Below are 20,149 nucleotides of genomic sequence, written 5' to 3'. Positions count from 1 at the left end.
TAGGTGATTAGGTCATGCACTTCGTCGCTTATTGCGGCTACATGTCGGGAAGTGATGCAGATCTCACTCAGCACCCCGTCCCCGCGGGCCAGTCCCCCACCTCGACGGGCAACGCCCCGGGCGCCTCGGCCTCGCCGGTCAGGACGGCCACCAGTGCCTCGAATGCCCCGGGAGTGCGGCCGTACAGCGCGACCTTCGCGCCACCGTCGGACACCGAGGACCGGGCCAGCCCGAACGGCGCGTCCAGGGCGACCACCACGTCCCCCTGCCCGGACCCGCGAGCGCTGCCGACGAGGGCCACCACGGGGCCGGCGCCCACCGTGAGCCCGGCGGCCTCAGCGGCCTCGGCCAGCCGGGCACGGTCGATCTCGTTGCCGCCGGTGACCTGCAGGGAGTCCTCCACCAGCGGTGCGCCGCAGGCGCCGTCCACCACGGTGATGGCCGCCGCGGACAGGTCCCGGGAGACCTGCTCCGGGCCGGCCCCTGTCCCGCTCTCTGTCCCGTTCTCTGTCCCGTTCATGGTCCCGACGCCGGCCTGCTGCTTCTCCTCGTCCGTCGCCTCCTCGAGTTCCTGGGCCAGATGATCCCGCCACATCAGCATGGTCACCACCCGCTCGGCGGCCTTCTCCAGGCGCTCGGCCGGGACCTCGCCGGCGTCCACCGCCTCGACCAGGGCGTCCCGGGCCCCCGGCAGATCGGAGGGCATCAGCAACAGGTCGGCGCCGGCCTCCAGCGCCCGGACCGGGGCCTCGTTCGCGCCGTACCGCTCCACGAGGGCGCCCATGTTCAGTGCGTCGGTCACCACGACGCCGGCATACGGCTCCGCGTCCGAGCCCGCCACGCCACGCAGGGCCTCATAGGCGGGTGCGGACACCGAGGACGGAACGTCCGGCTCCAACTCGGGAACGATGACGTGCCCCATCATCACCATCGGGGTGTACTGGTCCCCGCCCAGCAGCTCCCGGAACGGCAGCCAGTCACGGGCCTCCAGGTCCGCCACGGAGGCGTCCTGCACGGGGGCGGTCACGTGGGAGTCATCCGTGACGGAGCCGTGGCCCGGGAAGTGCTTCGGCGCGGGCAGCACCCCGGCGTGCAGCAACCCGGCGGTGGCCGCGGTGCCGAGCGTGGACACGGTCTCCGGGTCGGAGGAGAACGACCGTGCGCCGATGGCCGGATCGCCCGCGCCGATCGTCACGTCCACGCTCGGTGCGAAGTCCAGCGTGAAACCCAGCTCCGCCAGCTGGGCGCCCATCAGGGCGTGGCCGTCGGTGGCGAGCTGGGCTGCGGTGTCCTCGCCCTCGCTCTCGCCCTCGCCACCGTCCTCACCGTCGGCGCCCTCCGCACCCGCCATCCCGGCGGCTGCGGCTCCGTAGCTCATCGGCGTGGGCCACTCCACCAGCGGCTCCTTGATCCGGGCCACGAGCCCGCCCTCCTGGTCCACGCTGATGATCCCGGTCCAGTCCCGGTTCGCGCTCAGCGCCTCCTGGGTCTCGGCCAGTCGCGTCTTGAGGGCTTCCACACCATGGGTGCCGTCCGCGGCCACCGGGACGGCGTCTCCCATGACGATGATCCCGCCCAGGTTCAGCTCCTCGATCGAGGCCGGATCGGTCCCCGCCGCCCCAAGCTGGCCGACCAGGACCTGCCCGGCCATCTCGGCGGTCTCCATTCCGGCCACGGCTTCAGCCGCGGCCGCCTCCAGGTCCGCCGAGGGACCATCCAGGGCCAGCTCCAGGGCGCTGGGTTCTGGTTGACCCGCTCCCCCGGCACCCCCGGTGCCGTCCGTGCCGGAGCCGGGGGCCGGCGTCGTGCCCCCGCTGCTGCCGTCCGGGCCGGCGGGCGTGGTGCAGGAGGTGAGCGTCAGTGCCGCAGCCAGGACAGCGGTCAGGACAGCGGTCAGGACAGCCGTGGGAGCAGCGGCGGACGGGCGCGGGCGGGATGAGGTCTTCACCTGACCATCGTAGGGATCCCTGCCCGGCCCTTCGCCCCCCCCGCTCATCCCTCACTTGTTCCTCACCTGCCTGTCTGGCCGAGAGAGCCCGGTCTGGAGTTCTAGGATGAGTCCATGAACCTTCCCTTCGCACGGTCCGAACAGTCCACCCTGGGCCTCGAATGGGAGCTGGCGCTGGTGGGCGCCACCGACGGCACGCTGAAGCCGGTCGCGGACCAGGTGCTGGCCGGAGTCGCGGACCAGGCGGAGCTGCACCTCGGGCAGGAGCACCCGCACGTCAAGCCCGAGCTGCTGCTGAACACGGTGGAGCTCGTCACGGACGTGTGCCACTCGGTGTCCGAGGGGATCGGCCAGCTGCGCGATTCGGCTCGCGCCGTCCGGCAGGTCACCGATCCCATGGGCGTGGAGTTGTACTGCCAGGGCTCGCACCCGTTCGCAGAGCCGACCCTGGAGCAGGTCACCCCGGCGGACCGCTACGGCAAGATGATCGACCGGACGCAGTGGTGGGGCCGGCAGATGCTGATCTACGGGGTGCACGTGCACGTGGGCCTCGATGACGTGCGCAAGGCGATGCCCGTGGTGGACGGGCTCGTGAACTACGTGCCGCACTTCCTGGCGCTGTCCGCCTCCAGCCCCTTCTGGGCGGGCGTGGACACCGGCTACCAGTCCCAGCGGACCCTGATGTTCCAGCAGCTGCCCACCGCCGGGCTGCCGTTCCAGTTCCGTGAGTGGTCCGGGTTCGAGCAGTGCGTGGCGGACCTGACCAAGACCGGCGTGATCGACGACGTCACCGAGTGCCGCTGGGACGTGCGCGCCGTGCCACGGCTGGGCACCGTGGAGATGCGCGTGTGCGACGGCGTGGCGACCCTCGAGGAGATGGGTTCGATCGCGGCCCTGACCCAGTGCCTGGTGCAGGACTTCTCCGACATCCTGGAGGCCGGCGGCACCATCCCCACCATGCCGCCGTGGCACGTGCAGGAGAACAAGTGGAGGGCCGCCCGCTACGGCCAGGACGCCATCATCATCCTGGACGCGGCCGGCGAGGAGACCCTGGTGTCCGAGCACCTGCGCGCCGAGCTGACCCGGCTGGCTCCGGTGGCCGAGCGCCTCGGCTGCTCGGCCGAGCTGGCCGGCGTGGAGGACATCCTCGCCGGCGGCGGCGCGGCCGCGCACCAGCGGCGGGTGGCCGCGGCGGTGGAGACTGCCAGCGGTGTCGGTAGTGCGGAAGGTGCCGGGCCCGCGTCGGGCACGGACGTGGTGCACGACGCCGGCGCTCCCCTGCGCGCGGTCGTCGCCGATGCAGTGGCCCGGACGCGGGTGTCGATCGGGGGCTAGGATGCCGTCTCGGGTCCTGTGCCCTGCAACAACTGACGCTGATAGGGGCCCGGGACGAAGCCCGCCAGATCGGGCATCAGCAAGGTGAAGAGCTGGGCTCCTTGGATCGGGCGCACCGTCACATCGTCAGCACCGGCGGGCGTCACCAGGTAGGTACCCAGGGAACCGGCGTTCAGGATCATCAGTGGCAGGATGGACGCAGGAGTACGAGAACGGTCTGACTCCACGAGCCATAGGCCGAACCCCTCGTGGGCCCACAGGTCTTGCCAGCGCTGATGACCGGCCAGGCGTGTTGGCAGCGGATACCCCGAGTCCATGGAGCGCCGGACCAGGTCACTGAGGGAGACCAGTTCCTGCTCGAGTCGGCCGGAGAAGGCTGGTACGACACCCATGGCGCGGAACATCATCTCACCACCTCGAGTGGCCGAGACCGTTCCGATCCGAGCCGATGAGCACCCCTTCGGAACCACCACGACCGTGGCATCCGACTGGCGTGAGAGTTCGAGCCGAACCTGCCGGCCCTCGCCGCTGAACGCTGTGAGACTAGCGGTGTCTTCGGGCCCCTGAAGGATACTGGCCACCCGTGATGCCCATCGTCCCCAACGCAACCCGTCCCCGTCGCTCAAGCCGAGCTCCGTGGCTTGGTAGGTGGCCTCGGAGTGCAGACGTCCCCAGGACTTACCTTCGGGGTGATGGCGAAGCAACTCCAGCAGAGGACCCTGGATCACGGCCAACGGCACCGCATCCCATCCGTCCGACTCGGCGAAGCCATCCGAGGGATCGCCGGTGGTGGCGGCTACTGGCCTGTCATCCATGCGCAGGAACTCGTCCTCGGGGCCGCCACGTCCCAAGGCAGGCTCCCAGTCTCCAGGAAGGCGCCCGACGAGAGTGTCCAGGATCGAGTCCATCAGGGGAAGGTCCTCCAGGCCCAGGGTGGCGATGACGCACAGGACCGGGTCGTCATTCCAGACATCCACGGTGGCCGAGCCGGTACCGTCCGGGTCCGGCCAGAGCATCCAGCGGATCTCGGCCGCAGCCGATGACCCGTTGACGGTGGCGGCGCGCAGGAAGCGGAACCCGAACCAGGCGCCCTCGCGCCAGTGGTCCATGCCCACTGGCCACGCACCGTGGTCTTGAGTACGGCGGAGATCGAGGCCGGATCCTGTTCCCTGTCCTTCGCCCCATCGGAACACCATGAGGGTCGGCCGCAAGGGCCGCCCCTCAACACGCGGGAGCATCCCCAGGTCCATTCCCGGGAGGGCGATCGTAGTCCAACGCGGTGGGAGGGACAGGGCCATCAGACGATGTCCCCTTCGGCGTACGCCTTCTGGCGTTCTTCCTCGGTCCAGGTCTCGTCGAAGGACTCGTCGATGACCACCGTGGCCAACTGGCCACCACCCCAGGAGATCAAGGCGACGAGGAGCCAACCGGGCACACCGCCGACTCCCAAGGCAGTCACCCCGGCCCCCGCACCGGCATCGACGGCGCCCGAGGCCATGAACGTCAAGATCTCCTGGGCGAGAACCCGGCGAGTCTGGGTGGTGACCTGTTCATCACTGAGGAGCGGATTCTGTTCCGAGAACTCCTTCTCGAACTCCTTGGTGTTCCATCCACTGGACACCAGTCCCGTAATGACGGTGACGTTGACGTCGAAGAACTTCTTGCCAGCAGTATCCAGGCCGATGCTCTTGTACGCGGCGTCGAAGATCGCACTCTTAGGCACTCCCTCGATCTTCCCGCTGGCAACGTTGATGCCCTGTGCAGCCAGGTACTCCACCATGTTCGGGGGATCCGCGAACGACGAACCGTCCGGGGCGGTGACATTGGTGAGTTCGATGTCGTTGTAGTCCTCGTCCTGGGCGATCGCCAGCTGGACCGCATAGGTCAGGTAGGGATCCTCCGCGGAGCCGGATCGGACCAGCTCGCCTGCCTCGTTGTAGGACCACTTCACGCCGTCGGCGTCCATGTAGTCGTAGGGCAGGTCTTCGAGCGGAACGGATTCGGCGATCTTGAGGTAATCGGCTTCCGAGAGGCCGTCGATCCCACCGAAGAAGTGGCTCCCTTGGAGCAGTGTTGCCAGTTCCTCGGGCGACTCCATGATCTCCAGTGCCGAGGTCCGGCTGACGTAGGCGAGTTGGGACAGCTCATCCATATCGATGGCGGACACCGCATCTGCCATGGCGATGCGGGCCTCTTCAATCGTCAGGTAGATGTCAATGGCCGTCTGCTGGTGTTCATGCCGTTCTTGCTCCAGGGCAGAGAGGTGGTCCGTCGGCGTCCTGCCGTGCTTCTGGACGTAGTCCTCCTCTTCCCATTCCCCGGTATAGACCTTGTTCTTGTCCCGGTCATACTCGTAGAAGCGGGTCAGCCAACCCCGAGCCCAGTAGTCATACGGTTCCTTCTTGCCCTGTTGCGTCTGGATGGTCGAATCGAAGGTGGTCGCCGCAGAGGCGAAGATCTCGGCACCGTGCAGTAGTCCACCGAGTTTCTCGGCCACCGGGGTCATCGCAGCGAAGACCGTCTCCTTGTCAGCGCCCCCATAGACGTCTTTGAACCGGGACCACTGACGTACAACGTCCATGAGGACATCATGGGTCTTGCGGACAGCTTCCATGGTGTTTTCCGCCCCCACGGCAACTCGCGATGAGGGAGGTAGGGGCACGGCCCATGACACGAAGTTGTCATGCTCTTCAGGAAGGATGTTGTCAGGGACCGACGCCTCTTGCCAACGTATGGTCTCGAATCTCATGGTGCTCTATCCGTCGCTGCCCTACGGGGCGTCGTGGGCGGTGTTGAAGGGTTGAGGATTGTAGGAACCGGGCGTCTCAGCATCGGACGGCGGCGTGTACTCCCATGCTCCGTTCTCTGGATCGTCGGGCGTTGGCCGTGAGTTGTCCGGCTCACCGTGTTCTCCCCCGGTGCGGAACTCCGGATATACGTTCTCCGCGCCGGCGGCATCAGCAGCCATCGCAGCATCCCCTGATGCGTAGTAGACGACCACGTCCCGCATTGCATCGATGAGGCTGCGAATGTCACTCTCGATCGATTTGTAGTGGGGAATCAACTGCTCATCGTAGAACTGCTTGTAAGCTGCATTAGTCCGTTCGGCGCTGTCTTGAATCTGGTCAGTCTCGTCCGTCCCGTAGGTCCCGGTGTCCACCGAGTCCTTGTCCACGTCCAGGCCAGTGAAATGCTTGTTGTCGTTGGAGAGGATCCCCTCAAGGTCATTGATGACCTGCTGGCATCCGTCCAGATCAATCCAGTAGGAACTCATGTGCGAGCGCCACCCTTCCTCGTCTCCTCCAGACTAGGAGGACCCGGTAAGAGGCAACAATGGGGAGAACTCCCCATCCGCGCCGCTCAGGCCACCAGCGAGATGCTCTCCACCGGCTGGCCGGGATCTGCGGCGAAGTCCAGGCCGGACGGTGCCACCCCGTCGGCCACCAGTTGTGCCCCGAGTGCGGCGACCATGGCCCCGTTGTCCGTGCACAGCCTCACGGGCGGCACCGTCAGCCCGATCCCGGCGGTTTCGCACCGCTCGGCCAGCAGCGAGCGCAGCCGGGAGTTGGCGGCCACTCCCCCACCGAGCAGCAGGTGCGTGATGCCGTGCTCCGTGCAGGCGCGGACCGCTTTGGCGGTGATCACGTCCGCGACCGCCTCCTGGAAGGACGCGGCGATGTCCGCCGTCGGGATCTGGTCCTCCGGCACACCGGCGGCCTCGAACTGCTCGACGCACCGGGCCACGGCGGTCTTCAGCCCGGAGAAGGACCAGCTGTGGCGGTGCTTGCCGGGCTCTTCCGCACTGCCCACGAACTTCGGCGCGCTGAGGCCCCGCGGGAAGCGGAAGGCCTTCGGATCGCCCTGCTGGGCCAGCCGGTCGATCACGGGTCCACCCGGGTAGCCGGCGCCCAGGAGCCGGGCGACCTTGTCATAGGCCTCGCCCGCGGCGTCGTCGATGGTGGAGCCGAGCAGAGCGACATCCGTGGTGAGGCGGTTGACCTGCAGGATCTCGGTGTGCCCGCCGGAGACCAGCAGGGCACCGAGGTTCTCAGGCAGCGGTGCCGACGTGCGCTCCACGGACTGCTCGCCGTCCGTGTTCCCTTCCCCGAGCACGACAGCGGCCGGCCCGGTTCCGCTCTCGGCCACCCCTTCCAGCACGCCGACCCCGACGTGGGCCACCAGGTGGTTGATGCCATAGAGCGGCTTGTCCGCGGCGAGCGCGAGGGCCTTCGCTCCGGCCACCCCGACCATGAGGGCGCCGGCCAAGCCGGGGCCGGAGGTGACGGCGATGGCGTCGATCTCCTCCAGCGTGACGCCGGCGGTGTCCAGGGCCTGCTGCAGGGTGGGGATGAACTCCTCGAGGTGGGCCCGGGCCGCGATCTCGGGGATGACCCCGCCGAAGCGGACATGCTCCTCCATGGATGAGGCCACCGCATTTGCCAGCAACTCGGTCCCACGCACGATGCCGAATCCGGTCTCATCACAGGAGGTCTCGATACCGAGGACGAGCGGGGCTGCGGCTCGAGCGGCGGATGGAACGGTGTCAGGCATGCCCCTCATTCTAGGACCGGACCGCTGAGCCCCGCCGGAACCATCGTCCGGAAGGATCACGGCCGCGGTTGATGTAGCGACTCGCCGAACCGCCCCACAATTACTGCTCTCGTGATCCTTCCGTGGCGGGGCCGTCGACCGGGATGCGGACCGTAAACGTGGAGCCCACGCCTTTCTCGGAGGCCACGAGGATTTCCCCGCCGTGGGCTCGGACGAAGCCCTGGGTGATGGCCAGGCCCAGGCCGGTGCCGGGGATAGCAGCCTTTCGCACGTGCTCGGTGCGGTAGAAGTTCGTGAAGAGCTTGCCTCGCTCCGCGTCGGTCATGCCGAATCCGGTGTCCTTGATGACCAGTTCGGCCCAGTCCCCGCCCCCGTCCACACCGGGCAGACGGCGGAGTGAGACGGTGACCGAGCCGCCGTCGGGAGTGTATTTGATGGCGTTGGAGAGCAGGTTGTCCACCACCTGGCCCATCTTGACAGGGTCAGCCACGGCCTCGAACCGGTCCGGAAGGTCAGACTCCAAGGTGAGGTCGCTGTGCTGCGCACGCACCGTGGCTGACTCGAGGCTGTACCGGGTGAGCCGGGCCAGGTCCACGTCCTGCACGGAGACCTTGGAGGTGTTTGCGGCGGAGTCGAGCAGGCTCGTCACCAGACTGAGCAACCGCTCCGCATTGCGCATGGACGTATTGAGGAACTGGCGGAGGGCCGGGTCCAGGTCTTCCTCCAGTGCCAGGTCGAGGTAGCCGATGATCGAGGTCAGCGGGGTGCGGAACTCATGGGAGACCTCGGCCACGAACTGCTCGCGGGCCTGGATGGCGTCCATCAAGTCCGTGACGTTCTGGAACACCACCACGGTGCCATCGAATCGGTTGTCCTCGTCGTACATCGGCGACGCCGAGACGGAGAGGTGCTGCTGGCTCCCGTCCGTGCCCAGGGCTATGATCCGGCCGCGGAAGTCCTCCTCCTGCAGGGCACGGACCACGGGCCGGTCCGGGGCGGAGATGGGAGTGGTGCCGTCCGCTTCAAAGACCAGCAGCTCGTGTTCCGCAGCGTCCTCTGCCCCGGGCGGCATGCCGATGAAGTGCATGCGCCGCTGCGCCTGGTTCATCAGGATGTCGTGACCGTCACGGTCCACCACCAGAATTCCCACGTCGGAGGTCTCCACCACCGTCTGCAGCATCCGATTCTGCGATTTGGAGGTCTCCAGGGAGGCCCTCAGTTCCATGCGCTGCTTGTCCATGCTGCGCGTCAGGATGCTGGCCGCGGCTCCCAGGGACAGCATCATGAACGGCACCATGACCGGCCGGGTCACGCTCGATTCCATGAGGGCGTCCGAGAACGGAGTCGTTTCGGAAACATACGGCCACCAGCTGACGGCGGCCGTTCCGAGGAAGCCGAGGCTCAGGGCAAGCATGGGGTAGAGACCTGACCATGCCAGCCAGAAGACGGGGAAGGCCGTCAGGAGGACCATGCCGTCAAGCACGTAACGTGCGGCAGTCCAGAGAGGAGCGATCGCGACGAAATCGAGCAGCGGGATGACCCAGTAGAGCACGGCAGGCAGCCGGTGCCACGGAACGGCCCCCGCCAACAACGTCAGGAACATGATGCCGCCGAAGCCGATGGCCAGGAAGGGGGATTCCATGGCCACGCCCGGATCGATCACCAAGACCGCGATGACCACGAGGACGGTGGAGATCGCCAGCGGCAATTGTGAGAACAGGACGCGGCGCCTCAGCGAGAACTGGCCGAAGTAGCGGCGACCACGAGCCTCCCTGGGGGGAAGCGTCGTCGTGGGGGTAGCGGATGACACGGTTTGACTCCGTTCGTTGCGAGGCATGAGACGCCCCACTCCACGGTAGCCTTGGACCTCAGACTATCTTGGGGGTGTTTCACGTGGAGGATCGCCGTGTCGCGGTCGTTGTCGAGGATGACGATGACATCCGAGGACTCATGGTTGCCCTCCTGAGCCAGTCCGGCTTCAAGGTGCATGAGGCGACCAATGGGACCGACGGCGTGCGTGCCGTGCGAGACTACGACCCCGTCCTCGTGACTGTTGACTTGGGTCTGCCGGACTTTGACGGTTACGAGGTCACCCGTCAAGTGCGCCAGTTCACCGACGCCTACGTCGTGATGCTCACCGCCCGCGGCGAGGAGATCGACACCCTCCTGGGCCTGGACGCCGGTGCTGACGATTACCTCACCAAGCCGTTCCGCCCCCGCGTGCTGCGGGCCCGGATCGAGGCCATGTTACGCCGTCCCCGCGGCGGCAGCGTCGCAGCTCCGGCCGTCCCCGCGCTGCCGGGAGGCAGCGAGCAGTCCCGCGGGCCGGCGTCGTCCCTCGAACCCACGGACGACGGTGCCGCGTCCTCGCCTTCCAGCCCCGGGCCGTGCCCCACGGCGGCCCCGCCGGCACATGCGCCCGTCCTGGAGACCTCCAGTGGCGCGGTGCCGACCGCCTCCACCGAGAAACCAGTCCAGATCGATCGGCACCTGTCCCTGGACGGACTGGAGCTGTACCCGACCGTGCACCAGGTGGTGGCAGAGGGCCGCGAGGTCTCCGTGACCCCGACGGAGTTCCTGTTGTTGGAAACGCTGATGCTCAGCGGCCGCGTGGTGCGGTCGAAGTCGGAGCTGTCCCGCGTCATCCGCGGGGACGCACCAGACAACGGGACCTTCGTCTCCCTGGCGGACGAGCGCACCGTGGAGGTGCATCTGGGGAACCTGCGGCGCAAGCTGAGGGACGATCCGAAGACTTCGCGGTGGGTGCAGACCGTGCGTGGGGTGGGCTACCGCATGGCGAGCAGCCCACGGGATGTCAGATAACTCCCGCGAGCTGCTGTACGAATAACTGCAGCTGCCGGGCAGTCTCGGCGGCCAGACGGCGTAGCGTTTCCATGATCTCGGCCAGCCGCTCCATAGGGGGCCAGTGGACGGGGGCCGGCGGACGTTTGGCGAAGTCCTCCTGGAGGCGGGCCGCCAATGCGGACAGCGCCTTGGCACCGGCCATGGCCGAGGCGGTCTTCAGGCTGAGAACGGCGTCCATCCAGTCCTCGTGGTCTTGGGTGGAGAGGGCATGCTGGAGCCGTTCGACGCGCTGGTCCAGCATGGCCTCATAGCGGCGGATGAATCCGCACAGCATGTCTGTATCGCCTAGTTGTTCCCCCAACCGGCCCAGCGCATCAGTATCAAGTACTGGTGCAATGGTCATGAACTCATGATGCTCCCCTTTGCGCAGGACCACGCCGGGCTTTCCCCAAAGCTTTGCTCAAGACCCACGCCGGCCCCGCTTCCCAAAGGGAGCCTCAAGGTCGGCGCGGCGAATCTATGGGAAACCTTGTGGGGATCCGTCGTCAACCCGCAGGCCTGGCTTGAGGCCCGAGGCCTGAAATAGATCTCAGCAGGAAGCCGGGAGCGGCATCGACATCCCCGTCGACGAGTCTCCGAGAGCTCCTGCACCGTCTCAGTATCGACGCCGGCGCTGGCATCCCCGCCAGCCCCGGCCAAGATCGTTCTCAGCAAGGGGTTTTGACATGAAGAAGATGACCAAGGGCGCCATCGTGACCGGCCTGGGCGTGGCCCTCCTCCTCGGCGGCGGCGGCACCCTCGCCGTGTGGAACGTCGAGCAGACCGCCAATGCCGGGACCATGGCCGCCGGCAGCATGGAGCTGACCTCGAGCACGGGCGTCTGGACCTCCAACCTCTCCAACAATCCAATCTCGGACATCACCGAGTACCGCATCGTCCCGGGCGAGGAACTCACCTACACGCAGCAACTTGAGGTCGGGCTGGAGGGTGACCAACTGGAGGCCACCCTGTCCGTCGACACCTCCGGAGTCACCAACGGCTTCTCCAACAACCTGACCCTGGAGGACTTCACTGTGACGAAGGCCGGGGCCGCCGACGCTGCCATCACGGCCTACAACGGCTCGACCGATGTGGAGTCCGGCACATTCACCGCCTCCGCCACCCTGGCCTTCGACGCCGACAATCAGGAGGACATGAACCAGGAGCTGGACCTCACCCGGCTCGCCTACGTCCTGGATCAGAAGGCCCCGACTCCCGCCAGCTGATCCGCTCCGGTCCGTACCGTCCCGACCCCACGCAGCGGGTGACCATCCCCGGTCCACCCGTGGTCCGCTACCGCCGCTCTTTGACACCTGAGGAAATGACATGCGCATCAAGACCATGGTGCAGACTGCTGCAGTCATCTCCCTGGCGGTGGTGGCGGGCCTGCTGGGGGTCGGAGGCACCTGGGCCCTGTGGAACGCCTCCGCTCCGGCGCAGATGGGCACCGTCCAGGCCGCGGACTTCAGCGTCACGGTCAACGGATCACCGTTGGCATCCCAGGGTGTGACGGCCACCGCGAGACCCGAGACCTCGGGCGCGGCCCTGACGCCGAAGACTCCGGTCTACTCGATCATCGCGATCACCAACGCCACCAATGCCAGCGGACCGTTCTCCCTGCGAACGGTCCTGGGGCAACCGACGACGTCCAACACTCCAGCTGCCCTGGCCTCGAATCTGACCATCCAGACGGCATCCATGCCGGCCTCCAACAAGTGCGCCGACGCCAGCTACACCTCGACTCCAACGGCCACCACCATCACCAAGGGCGCCACCGCGAGCCTGTGCCTCCGGATGAGCCTTCCGCAGAATGCACCCGGCACCCTGACGCAGACCACCGCCACCGTGGCCGTACCGGTGACCGCCACCCAGATCCAGTAAGGAAGTAGGAACAGGACATGAGCATGCACCGCCAGCAGCGCCGACGTCTCCCCTCCTGGATGGGCGGGGCTGGTCAGGCCCTCTCCTTCATCGCACTGTGTGTCTCCGCGCTGGCGGCAATCGTCCTGATCATCGTCCCGCTCGTCACCGGTTCCCAGACCTACTCCGTGCTGACCAGTTCGATGGCACCCAGCTATCCTCCGGGCACCTTCCTGGTCGTCAAGCCGACCGATTTCGACTCCCTGCAGACCGGCGATGTCATCACCTACCAGGTGGAGTCCGCGCGTCCAGAGGTCATCACTCACCGCATCACCTCGCTCACGGCCAGCCAGGACGGTGAGCGCATGCTGATCACCCAGGGGGACAACAATGACGTGGCCGATGAGAACCCGGTCATGGAAGTCCAGGTTCGCGGCAAGCTGTCCTACGCCGTGCCCTACGTCGGCTTTCTCGCCAACGCCCTCGGCAATTCGGACCGATGCTCCGTCATCACGGTCTTGGCCATCGGACTCATAGCCTGGGGCGCCGTCACGATGATCCGCGGGGCCCTCAAAGACCGCCGGGAGAACCGATGACCCGCAGGATGTGGCGCGTCGCCGTCGCGGTGTTCCTGACGGTGTTCCTCGGTGGGCTCGGCGTCGCCGGGGCGGCGGCCCTGTGGTCGCTGTCCGGAACCGTGTCGTCTCAGGTCACCACGGGCACGTGGGGCGCAGACGAGGACGGTAGCGGAGACGCCACAGACGGCACCAGGCCCATCGGACTGGACCCCAGGCTGGCCTATTCCGAGCCGTCAGGTTCCTTCCGTTACGACGGGCCAACGGGCCTCGGGTTCTGCCACGACTTCCGGATCTCCAACACTTCCGATGAACCCCTCATCTGGTCGGTCACCTTTGACACCAGCAAGGGTCCCTACTGGGGGCTGGATCCGACCACGGTGAAGTCGAACGGAACGGGAACGCTACGGGGCTTCTGGGGAGGGAAGACCACCGGCTACGACTCCGCCACCGGGCTCTGGACTATCGGTGGGGTCAACTACCAGCGCACGCTGGCCCCTGGTGCTTCCGCAGATGTTGGCTACTGCGCCAACCCGGCCATGCCCGCAGTCGACCCGACCGCTTATGCCGCCCCGAAGATCCGGGTGGATCCCAGCAGCCACTCCTACGGCGTTGCCTTGCGGGTACAGGTCACGTCCGGCTCAAGGTTCCAATTGCCGTGGGAGGTTGACGTGGATCTGGCCGATCACGTCTGTGCCTCGACCCTTCCCAACAAGATCACCGCAGAGAACGCTGAGCTCGTCCGCATCAGCGGGACCCGGTACCGTCTCAGCGGCACCGGCGCATACCGGCTCGTCGGCAACGGTCATTCTCAGGACTTCGTCTTCGCCCGGTACAACCCCGGCGGTAAACCGTTCCAATGGGGCAGTTGCCCGTAGTCGCCACTGAGCTGCTGGGTGTTCTCAACCGGGTGGCACGTCGATTCGCGAGTGGTGCTCACGTCTCGGGGCACCCTGCTGGCTGGGCGGCAGCGTCCAGCAAGCAGACAGGCCCCACTGAGCCTCGCCCCAGGTGGAGCCTGACGCGCGCGTCACCCGCCGCGTCGAGGATTCCGAGCCGCAGTGCAGAGACCTCGAACTGGCCTGAGGGGATTCCCTCCCATTCCGGCGGTGGCGTGCTGCCGTTGACCGGGACGTTCTGGTTGTTCAGGCTCAGGGACACCAGAGCGTCGAGATACAGCACGTTGTAGAGGTTCGAGACGGCGGTGACGATGGGGGTGGTGAGGGCGTTGACCGCAGACCCGAGGGCGGACAGGGGGCGCAGTACTCCGTCCAGAATGGTCCCCACCGTGCCGCCGAGCCCATTGACCAACCCGTTGACCAAGGGATCGAGAAGTCCCAGGTCGAGCAATCCGAGCAGCCTGACGTCTGTGGTGGCGGCGAGGCTCCCTGCGAGCAGGTCAGCCAAGCCTCCCTCCACATGGGCGTCCACATTGGCGATCGGGAGTCCCAGGAGGCGCAGCGACAGGGTCACGTCCACGCTCACCTGCACCGCATCCAGGGCCCCGGAGAGCAGTGTCTGAATCTCGGCCAGCCAGTCATCGAGGCTCTGGGTCAGTGCGGTGGTCAGGGCGTTCACCACGGCCGGGTCGGCGAGCAGGTCCGTGTTGGGCGGAAGTCCGTTCAGGCCCTGGGAGTACTCACCCGGGTAGGTGGCGGCCAGCAGGGCCGCCGTGTCCACCGTGACCACCCCGGTTCCAGGGTTGATCGTCAGCACGCCCGACTCGTCGCCGAAGTCAGCGGCCAGGAAACTCCGGACACTGCTCAGGTCGATGGTCGCAGTCAGTGAGACGCCGACATTGCCCAGGCGAAGCGTTCCCAGCAGGCCGCCGACGAGACTGGAGACGCCGGAGGTGAGCTGGTCCAGAACGCCGCGGTTGGAGGCCAGCCCGTTGACGGCGTTCTCCAGCCCGGTCAGCACGCCATTGACGCCGGTGACCAGGTCCCCCACGGCCGGCGATTCCACCGCGGTGTCCACGGAGGAGACGAGGTACTCCCGGGTCACGGCCTCATTCAGGGCCCCGAACTCCGCCGCACAACCGTCCAGCTCGGCGCGCCCGGCCACGGCCCCGACCTCCAGGTCCACATCAGCCACGTTCTCGCCCACCAGTGAAGCCACGTCGTGGTCGAGGGAGCCCAACAGCTCGAACAACTGCAGCGTGGCCAGCTGTGGTTCGCCGGTGCCCGGCTCCAGAGCGATGACCCCTTCGTCATTGACCAGCCCGGATGCCCCGACGGCCTCCCCAGTGGACTGCGCCTGGCCGTACTGTCCGATCACGCCGGTATCAGTGTCCAAAGGCAGCTGGATGAGCCCCAGGCCCACGCTGAGGAACTCAAGGGCCGTCACACCGAGCGGGGCGAAGTACGCATCGAAGGAATCGGTAGGCGCCCCCTGTTCTGTCCAGGAACGATCACCATCCTGGAGGACCTCCGCATCCTGCACTTCGGCCGCACTGTCCAGATTGACCCCCAGCGCGGAACCGCTGACCATGGTTCCCGCACCGCGAGTCGCGAACGCCCCCTGGGGATCGGTGCAGTCAAGGACGCCCAACCGACCATGAGCGACCTCGCGGTCATTCCAAGAGGCCAGCGTCGGGACGATCCCTCCCGTGACGGAAGAGGCCGCCATCACCATGGCCAGGACTCCGGCCAGGAGTCCAACCATCCACCAGCGACGCCGGCTCATGCCCGCCCCCCGCTCCGGCGGCGGGCCCACGCCGCCAGCGCCACTCCCACCAGGACCAGCCCCGCGGCGACGGCCAGGAACAGTATCCCGACGGTGCCGGTCCTCGGCATCGGCGTCTGGGTTCCGAGAATCCCGTCAGTGTCGGAATCCGCGTCGGGATCAGTACCGGGGGCCGGATCAGGAGCCGCGTCCGGGCCGGAGTCAGGGCCGGCGGCTGCGCCCGAGGCGTACAGGCCCACGCCCACGTCCCCGGTGAGGCCCTGCAGGCTGTCGTCCCAGGACGCCTCGGACGGCAGCCCCATCGTCACCATGACGTACCGCGGGCTGCCGGATTCCAGGTCCGCCAGGGTCCATGTGCCCGACGCCGCGCCGTGATCACTGGCGTCCGCGCCGATTCCCTGCGCGCCGCCGTCGGGCCCCCGGCCTACCGGATCACCGACGTCAGCCAACCGCGTGGCCTCCACCAGTCGGGCCTCCTCCCCCGGGCATAGTGCCTCCGGCTTGGTGGTGGCGAAGGGCTCCGTGCAGGACCGGACCGAGATGCGGATGCCGTGAGTGTGGTCCACCAGATCCCCACTACCCATCAGCCGCAGGCTCAGGTTGCCGGCGGGCTCGTTCTCCAGCCGCGTCTCGATGGTCCAGGCCACCCGGTCTCCCGGGGTCAGCCCGGTGAAATACGCCGGGTACGGATCCGCCCGCAACACCAGGTAGCCGTCCTGCCCGGTCTCCGGGACATCCTGCAGCGCGCCGCTGGCCGGCGGCAGGCCGCCAGCTGTGACCGCCAGTATCCCGACGCCGGCGCCCGCCCCGAGCACGGCAAGGCACCGCCGCGCCCGGCGGGGCCTGCGGTTGCTCATCGGCATGGACGCTCCCTTCGGCGATGGGTTAGGCGGTCGGTTCGGACAGTGGTTCGGTGGATCCGGACGGTGAATCGGCGGTGTCCTCCTCGGGGTCGGGCCAGAACACGGAGAAGACCAAGGCGGCGACGACGGCGGTGAGGCCCAGGATCACCCACGGCGAGCGCAGGTCCTCCAGCACGGCCCCCACGTGTGGGGCGCCCACGACCATCCGGTGGACGGCGTCCACCACGTAGGGGAATTGGTCCGGCACCGGGTTGTCATCGCCTTGGAGGGTCAAGGACCGGACCCCGTCGCCAGCTCCCGCAGGTCCCGGGTCGATCCGGGTGATGCGGTGGGTGACGGGGAGCGTGGCATCGTCCCGCTGCAGGGTCACCACGTCCCCGATCTCCAGCTCGGTGGCGGCCACGGGCACGCTGATGGCGGCGGATCCCGTGGGCAGCTCCGGTGACATCGAACCGGTCATGAAGACCACGATCCGAGCCCCGGTCAGGAAGCTGACCACGTACCAGGTGACCACCAGGAGGCCGGCCAATCCCAGCACCACCAGCCCGGTGCTGGTCAGCCCCCGTCGTATCTGCCGTCCCGTGGAGGGCGTCCTCACGGTGCCCCGGTTCAGGGAGTCGCGGTCTCGGCGTCCACCGACGTGGCGATGAACTGCCAGGCCGGAGCGGCGGTCTGACCCTGAAGGCCGTCCACGCCCGGGGCGTCTGCCGGCAGGGTGACCTCGAAGCAGTAGTACTGGATGTTGGCTTCATCCGCCGCCAGCTGCTGCTGGGCCGGGGTCACGCCGGTCTCGAATCCCGTACCGGCCGGGATCACCTCGGTCCCGAAGGCATCCCAGGTGGCTGCGTTGCAGGCGGTCGGGGTCTCGGTGGCCTTGACGGAGTAGGTGAGCGCTCCCCAGAGCCCGGCGTCCGTGGCCACGCCAGTTGCTTCGACCGGCGGCTGCAGTGCGAGGGATCCCGCAATGGAGCCCTCTCCGGTCTTCAGGGCCACCGGTGCGTACACGCTGTCGCCCGGGGTCAGGTTCAGCGCGCCCGGGGTGAATACGACCTCGCCACCGGGATTCGTCTCATGGTCATCCCAGGTGGAGGCCGCCGTCGGCGGAACGTCTGCGTCACGGTTCTGCTGCACGTTGAAGCTGGATGCCCCCAAACCCGGGCCGCCGGCACCATCGCCGGCGAAGATTCATTCGGAGTCGTTCCAGGCGGCCAGGGTTGCCAGTCCGCCGACCCCCACCACAGCGGCTACGGCTCCGACAGCCCAAACTTTCTGCGTTTTCTTCTGCATGATTTCCCCTCATCATCCAATGATCCGGAACGGCCGGCGCGAGCGCTGCACACGGTCCACTTCAACCATCGTCGAAAGCGATGGAATTCTCTAGTCGGTCTTTGACAATGACGACATTCATACATTTCCAGTCTGATTCCCCTTAACTCTTGGGAGACCAGAGCGGCGGAGAGGGCCCCGGGGAAGGACGGTCCTATGCGCCGGCAAGGTTCCGCCGGACCCCCAGGTGACGGCGCATGATCAGCGCGTCCACCCGGCCACCTCCAACGCCCGGATCACCTGGGTAGTACCCCGCCCGCGTGTGGATGTGCTCGAAGCCGTGGCGTTCGTACAGCCGCTGGGCCCGCGGGTTGTCCGCGCGCACCTCGAGCAGCAGGTCGGTCGCCCGGCGGCGCGCGGCCTCGGCCACCATCCACAGCAGCATCGCCGTGCCCAGTCCGTGCCCCTCGGCCTCGGGAGCCACGGCAATGGTCTGCACATCAGCCAGCGGCGGCACGCACATCAGCCCGCAGTACCCGAGCACGACGTCGGCGGCCTCCCCCGTACCAGCGTCGCGGTCCGCATCGATGACCGCTGTGCCGGTCACCGCTGTGCCGGTCGCCGTCGTGCCGGATGCCGATCCGGGCACCGGGCCGGTGATCACGCGGTAGTCACGCGTGCCGCCGTCGGGCTCCGGGACGGCCTGGGCGAGTTCCTCTTCGAAGAAGGACAGCGGCCAGGCGTCGAGCGGGAACAGCCGATTCTCCAGGGTGTGCACGGCGGGCAGGTCGGCCCAGTCCAGGAGTCGCAGCGAATAGCCGGCGGGCAGCACGGGGTCAGCGGCGGTCGAGGAGGTGGCATCGAACTCGTCCACGGGCTCGGAAGGAGTAGGCATGCGGGCTATTCTACGAACCGCCGTTCCTGCCCGGACCACGGCTCTCACGGCTGGCCCGGCATCGGCATTAGGGTGACGGAGTGACCAGGAGCGAGGCGGGTTGACCATGGGCGATTCTCACACGGTGGACCGATCGCAGCCGGAGCTTTCCCTCCGAGACCGATTGGTCGAGCGGCTGAACCGGCCGGGCGTCTTCACGGCCGTGTCCCAAACCATCAAGAGCGTGATCGCGGCCACCGCGGCCTGGTGGTTCTCGATGTTCGTCCTGACGACCGAAATGCCGTTCTTGGCACCGTGGACCGCCCTGTTGACCGTGCACACCACGGTGTACCAGTCGATCTCCCGCGGCCTGCAAACCTCGGTGGCCTCCGTCATCGGCGTCGGCCTGTCCTTCGTGGTGGGCAATTATCTCGGCGTCAACGTGTGGACGTATGCCCTGGCGCTGATGGTCGGGCTCATCCTGGCCCGCATCCGCTGGATCCGGGACGAGGGCGTGGCTATCGCCACCACGGGCATCTTCCTCCTCAGCAGCGGGTTCAATGACCAAGAGCCCCTACTGCTGGACCGCATGCTGGAAGTCGGCGTCGGCGTCGCCATCGGGATCGCCGTCAACTTCCTCGTTGTCCCGCCGCTGCGGGACTGGCAGGCCGCCCAGCACGTCGATTCCATCAACCGCCGCATGGGCGAGCTGCTGGTGGACATGGCTGACCAGATGTCCCAGTCCTGGGACACGGACAACGCCGAGGAGTGGATCGAGGAGACCCGGTCCATGGAGGAGGACACCAGAACGGCGTGGAGACTCGTGCAGTTCGCCCAGGAGAGTCACCGGGCCAATCCCCGGACGTACCTGCACCGCGTGCGCCCCTCGAAGAACCACCACCCCCCGTCGGCCACCGAGGAGGGAGCCGGTTATGCGGACATCCTGACCCGGGTGGACGAGGGGATCTCCCACCTGCGGCACCTGGCCCGCACCCTGCGCCAGGCGACCTATGTGGAGAGCGCGTGGAACGATCGGTTCCGCACCGAGTGGGTGGCCATCGTGCGCGACTGCGGGCAGGCCATCGCGGACCCCGACGCCGAGGTGGAGCCGATCAACGACCGGTTGACCACGCTGTCCCATGAACTCTCCGATGACCACGATCTCCCGCAGTCCGCATGGCCGATCTACGGCTCGCTGATCACCAGCGTGCGGCACCTCGCCGTCATCGTGGACGACGTGGCGTCCTCGCGTGAGGCCCGGGAACCCGACGCCTGACGAACGGCTGCGATTTCTTACCCTCTGGATCTTGCCCTCTGGGTCTTGCCATCTGGACCCTGCGTGACATAG

At 67.5% G+C, this 20,149-nt stretch carries 20 protein-coding genes; 7 read left to right on the top strand and 13 right to left on the bottom strand.

Annotated features, from left to right (window positions below):
- Nucleotides 1–67: 67 nt before the first annotated feature.
- On the bottom strand, nucleotides 68–1,948 hold the full coding sequence (locus tag AB0333_RS01525; protein ID WP_366217009.1) for a glycoside hydrolase family 3 N-terminal domain-containing protein: 1,881 nt from the start codon (nucleotides 1,946–1,948) through the stop codon (nucleotides 68–70).
- Between the two features lie 114 nt (nucleotides 1,949–2,062).
- On the opposite strand from AB0333_RS01525, the gene AB0333_RS01520 reads away from it, so the two are divergent.
- Nucleotides 2,063–3,283: a glutamate--cysteine ligase gene (locus tag AB0333_RS01520; protein ID WP_366217008.1), complete on the top strand. Its 1,221-nt coding sequence runs from the start codon at nucleotides 2,063–2,065 to the stop codon at nucleotides 3,281–3,283.
- On the opposite strand, the gene AB0333_RS01515 is transcribed toward AB0333_RS01520, so the two are convergent.
- From AB0333_RS01515 to AB0333_RS01495, 5 genes are all read right to left on the bottom strand, one after another.
- Nucleotides 3,280–4,392: a hypothetical protein gene (locus AB0333_RS01515; protein WP_159551999.1), complete on the bottom strand. Its 1,113-nt coding sequence runs from the start codon at nucleotides 4,390–4,392 to the stop codon at nucleotides 3,280–3,282. The genes AB0333_RS01520 and AB0333_RS01515 overlap by 4 nt on opposite strands.
- Before the next feature lie 188 nt (nucleotides 4,393–4,580).
- On the bottom strand, nucleotides 4,581–5,897 hold the full coding sequence (locus AB0333_RS01510; RefSeq protein ID WP_366217007.1) for a hypothetical protein: 1,317 nt from the start codon (nucleotides 5,895–5,897) through the stop codon (nucleotides 4,581–4,583).
- A gap of 156 nt (nucleotides 5,898–6,053) precedes the next feature.
- The gene (locus AB0333_RS01505; RefSeq protein WP_366217006.1) at nucleotides 6,054–6,557 is read right to left on the bottom strand and encodes a hypothetical protein; all 504 of its coding nucleotides are present in this window, start codon (nucleotides 6,555–6,557) and stop codon (nucleotides 6,054–6,056) included.
- Between the two features lie 86 nt (nucleotides 6,558–6,643).
- The gene (tsaD, locus tag AB0333_RS01500) at nucleotides 6,644–7,834 is read right to left on the bottom strand and encodes a tRNA (adenosine(37)-N6)-threonylcarbamoyltransferase complex transferase subunit TsaD (protein WP_366217005.1); all 1,191 of its coding nucleotides are present in this window, start codon (nucleotides 7,832–7,834) and stop codon (nucleotides 6,644–6,646) included.
- Between the two features lie 100 nt (nucleotides 7,835–7,934).
- Nucleotides 7,935–9,644, bottom strand: a complete 1,710-nt coding sequence (locus AB0333_RS01495) for an ATP-binding protein (RefSeq protein ID WP_366217004.1) — start codon at nucleotides 9,642–9,644, stop codon at nucleotides 7,935–7,937.
- A gap of 83 nt (nucleotides 9,645–9,727) precedes the next feature.
- Between AB0333_RS01495 and AB0333_RS01490 the strand changes: the two genes are divergently transcribed.
- A complete protein-coding gene (locus AB0333_RS01490; protein ID WP_366217003.1) occupies nucleotides 9,728–10,657 on the top strand; it encodes a response regulator transcription factor in 930 nt (309 codons plus the stop codon).
- Here AB0333_RS01490 and AB0333_RS01485 read toward each other — a convergent pair.
- Entirely contained in the window at nucleotides 10,650–11,042 is a 393-nt protein-coding gene (locus AB0333_RS01485; RefSeq protein ID WP_366217002.1) for an Hpt domain-containing protein, read from the bottom strand. The two genes, AB0333_RS01490 and AB0333_RS01485, sit on opposite strands and share 8 nt — an antisense overlap.
- A gap of 322 nt (nucleotides 11,043–11,364) precedes the next feature.
- Here AB0333_RS01485 and AB0333_RS01480 point away from each other — a divergent pair, with 322 nt between their 5' ends.
- From AB0333_RS01480 to AB0333_RS01465, 4 genes are all read left to right on the top strand, one after another.
- Nucleotides 11,365–11,904 carry an alternate-type signal peptide domain-containing protein gene (locus AB0333_RS01480; RefSeq protein ID WP_366217001.1) on the top strand — a complete coding sequence of 180 codons (540 nt, stop codon included), beginning with the start codon at nucleotides 11,365–11,367 and terminating at the stop codon, nucleotides 11,902–11,904.
- A gap of 100 nt (nucleotides 11,905–12,004) precedes the next feature.
- On the top strand, nucleotides 12,005–12,559 hold the full coding sequence (locus AB0333_RS01475; protein WP_366217000.1) for a SipW-dependent-type signal peptide-containing protein: 555 nt from the start codon (nucleotides 12,005–12,007) through the stop codon (nucleotides 12,557–12,559).
- Between the two features lie 17 nt (nucleotides 12,560–12,576).
- On the top strand, nucleotides 12,577–13,134 hold the full coding sequence (locus AB0333_RS01470) for a signal peptidase I (RefSeq protein WP_366216999.1): 558 nt from the start codon (nucleotides 12,577–12,579) through the stop codon (nucleotides 13,132–13,134).
- Nucleotides 13,131–13,991, top strand: coding sequence for a hypothetical protein (locus AB0333_RS01465; RefSeq protein ID WP_366216998.1), 861 nt, complete (start codon nucleotides 13,131–13,133; stop codon nucleotides 13,989–13,991). The genes AB0333_RS01470 and AB0333_RS01465 overlap by 4 nt, the downstream gene beginning before the upstream one ends.
- Nucleotides 13,992–14,049: 58 nt before the next feature.
- On the opposite strand, the gene AB0333_RS01460 is transcribed toward AB0333_RS01465, so the two are convergent.
- From AB0333_RS01460 to AB0333_RS01435, 6 genes are all read right to left on the bottom strand, one after another.
- Entirely contained in the window at nucleotides 14,050–15,741 is a 1,692-nt protein-coding gene (locus tag AB0333_RS01460) for a choice-of-anchor G family protein (protein WP_366217188.1), read from the bottom strand.
- A gap of 53 nt (nucleotides 15,742–15,794) precedes the next feature.
- Nucleotides 15,795–16,661: a hypothetical protein gene (locus tag AB0333_RS01455; protein ID WP_366216997.1), complete on the bottom strand. Its 867-nt coding sequence runs from the start codon at nucleotides 16,659–16,661 to the stop codon at nucleotides 15,795–15,797.
- 22 nt (nucleotides 16,662–16,683) lie between these two features.
- Entirely contained in the window at nucleotides 16,684–17,259 is a 576-nt protein-coding gene (locus AB0333_RS01450) for a signal peptidase I (RefSeq protein ID WP_366216995.1), read from the bottom strand.
- An 11-nt stretch (nucleotides 17,260–17,270) separates the two neighbouring features.
- On the bottom strand, nucleotides 17,271–17,792 hold the full coding sequence (locus tag AB0333_RS01445; protein WP_366216994.1) for an acyl-CoA dehydrogenase: 522 nt from the start codon (nucleotides 17,790–17,792) through the stop codon (nucleotides 17,271–17,273).
- Between the two features lie 54 nt (nucleotides 17,793–17,846).
- Complete coding sequence (locus tag AB0333_RS01440; RefSeq protein ID WP_366216993.1) at nucleotides 17,847–17,948, bottom strand: SipW-dependent-type signal peptide-containing protein; 102 nt, start codon at nucleotides 17,946–17,948, stop codon at nucleotides 17,847–17,849.
- Between the two features lie 193 nt (nucleotides 17,949–18,141).
- On the bottom strand, nucleotides 18,142–18,822 hold the full coding sequence (locus tag AB0333_RS01435) for a GNAT family N-acetyltransferase (protein WP_366216992.1): 681 nt from the start codon (nucleotides 18,820–18,822) through the stop codon (nucleotides 18,142–18,144).
- A 124-nt stretch (nucleotides 18,823–18,946) separates the two neighbouring features.
- On the opposite strand from AB0333_RS01435, the gene AB0333_RS01430 reads away from it, so the two are divergent.
- A complete protein-coding gene (locus AB0333_RS01430) occupies nucleotides 18,947–20,077 on the top strand; it encodes an aromatic acid exporter family protein (RefSeq protein WP_366216990.1) in 1,131 nt (376 codons plus the stop codon).
- Nucleotides 20,078–20,149: the final 72 nt, after the last annotated feature.

Origin of the sequence: Citricoccus sp. NPDC079358 (genome assembly GCF_040702545.1) — a bacterium.
Lineage (GTDB): Bacteria > Actinomycetota > Actinomycetes > Actinomycetales > Micrococcaceae > Citricoccus.
The sequence above is the reverse complement of the archived record's forward strand: the minus strand, read 5'-3'. Positions and strand labels throughout refer to the sequence as shown.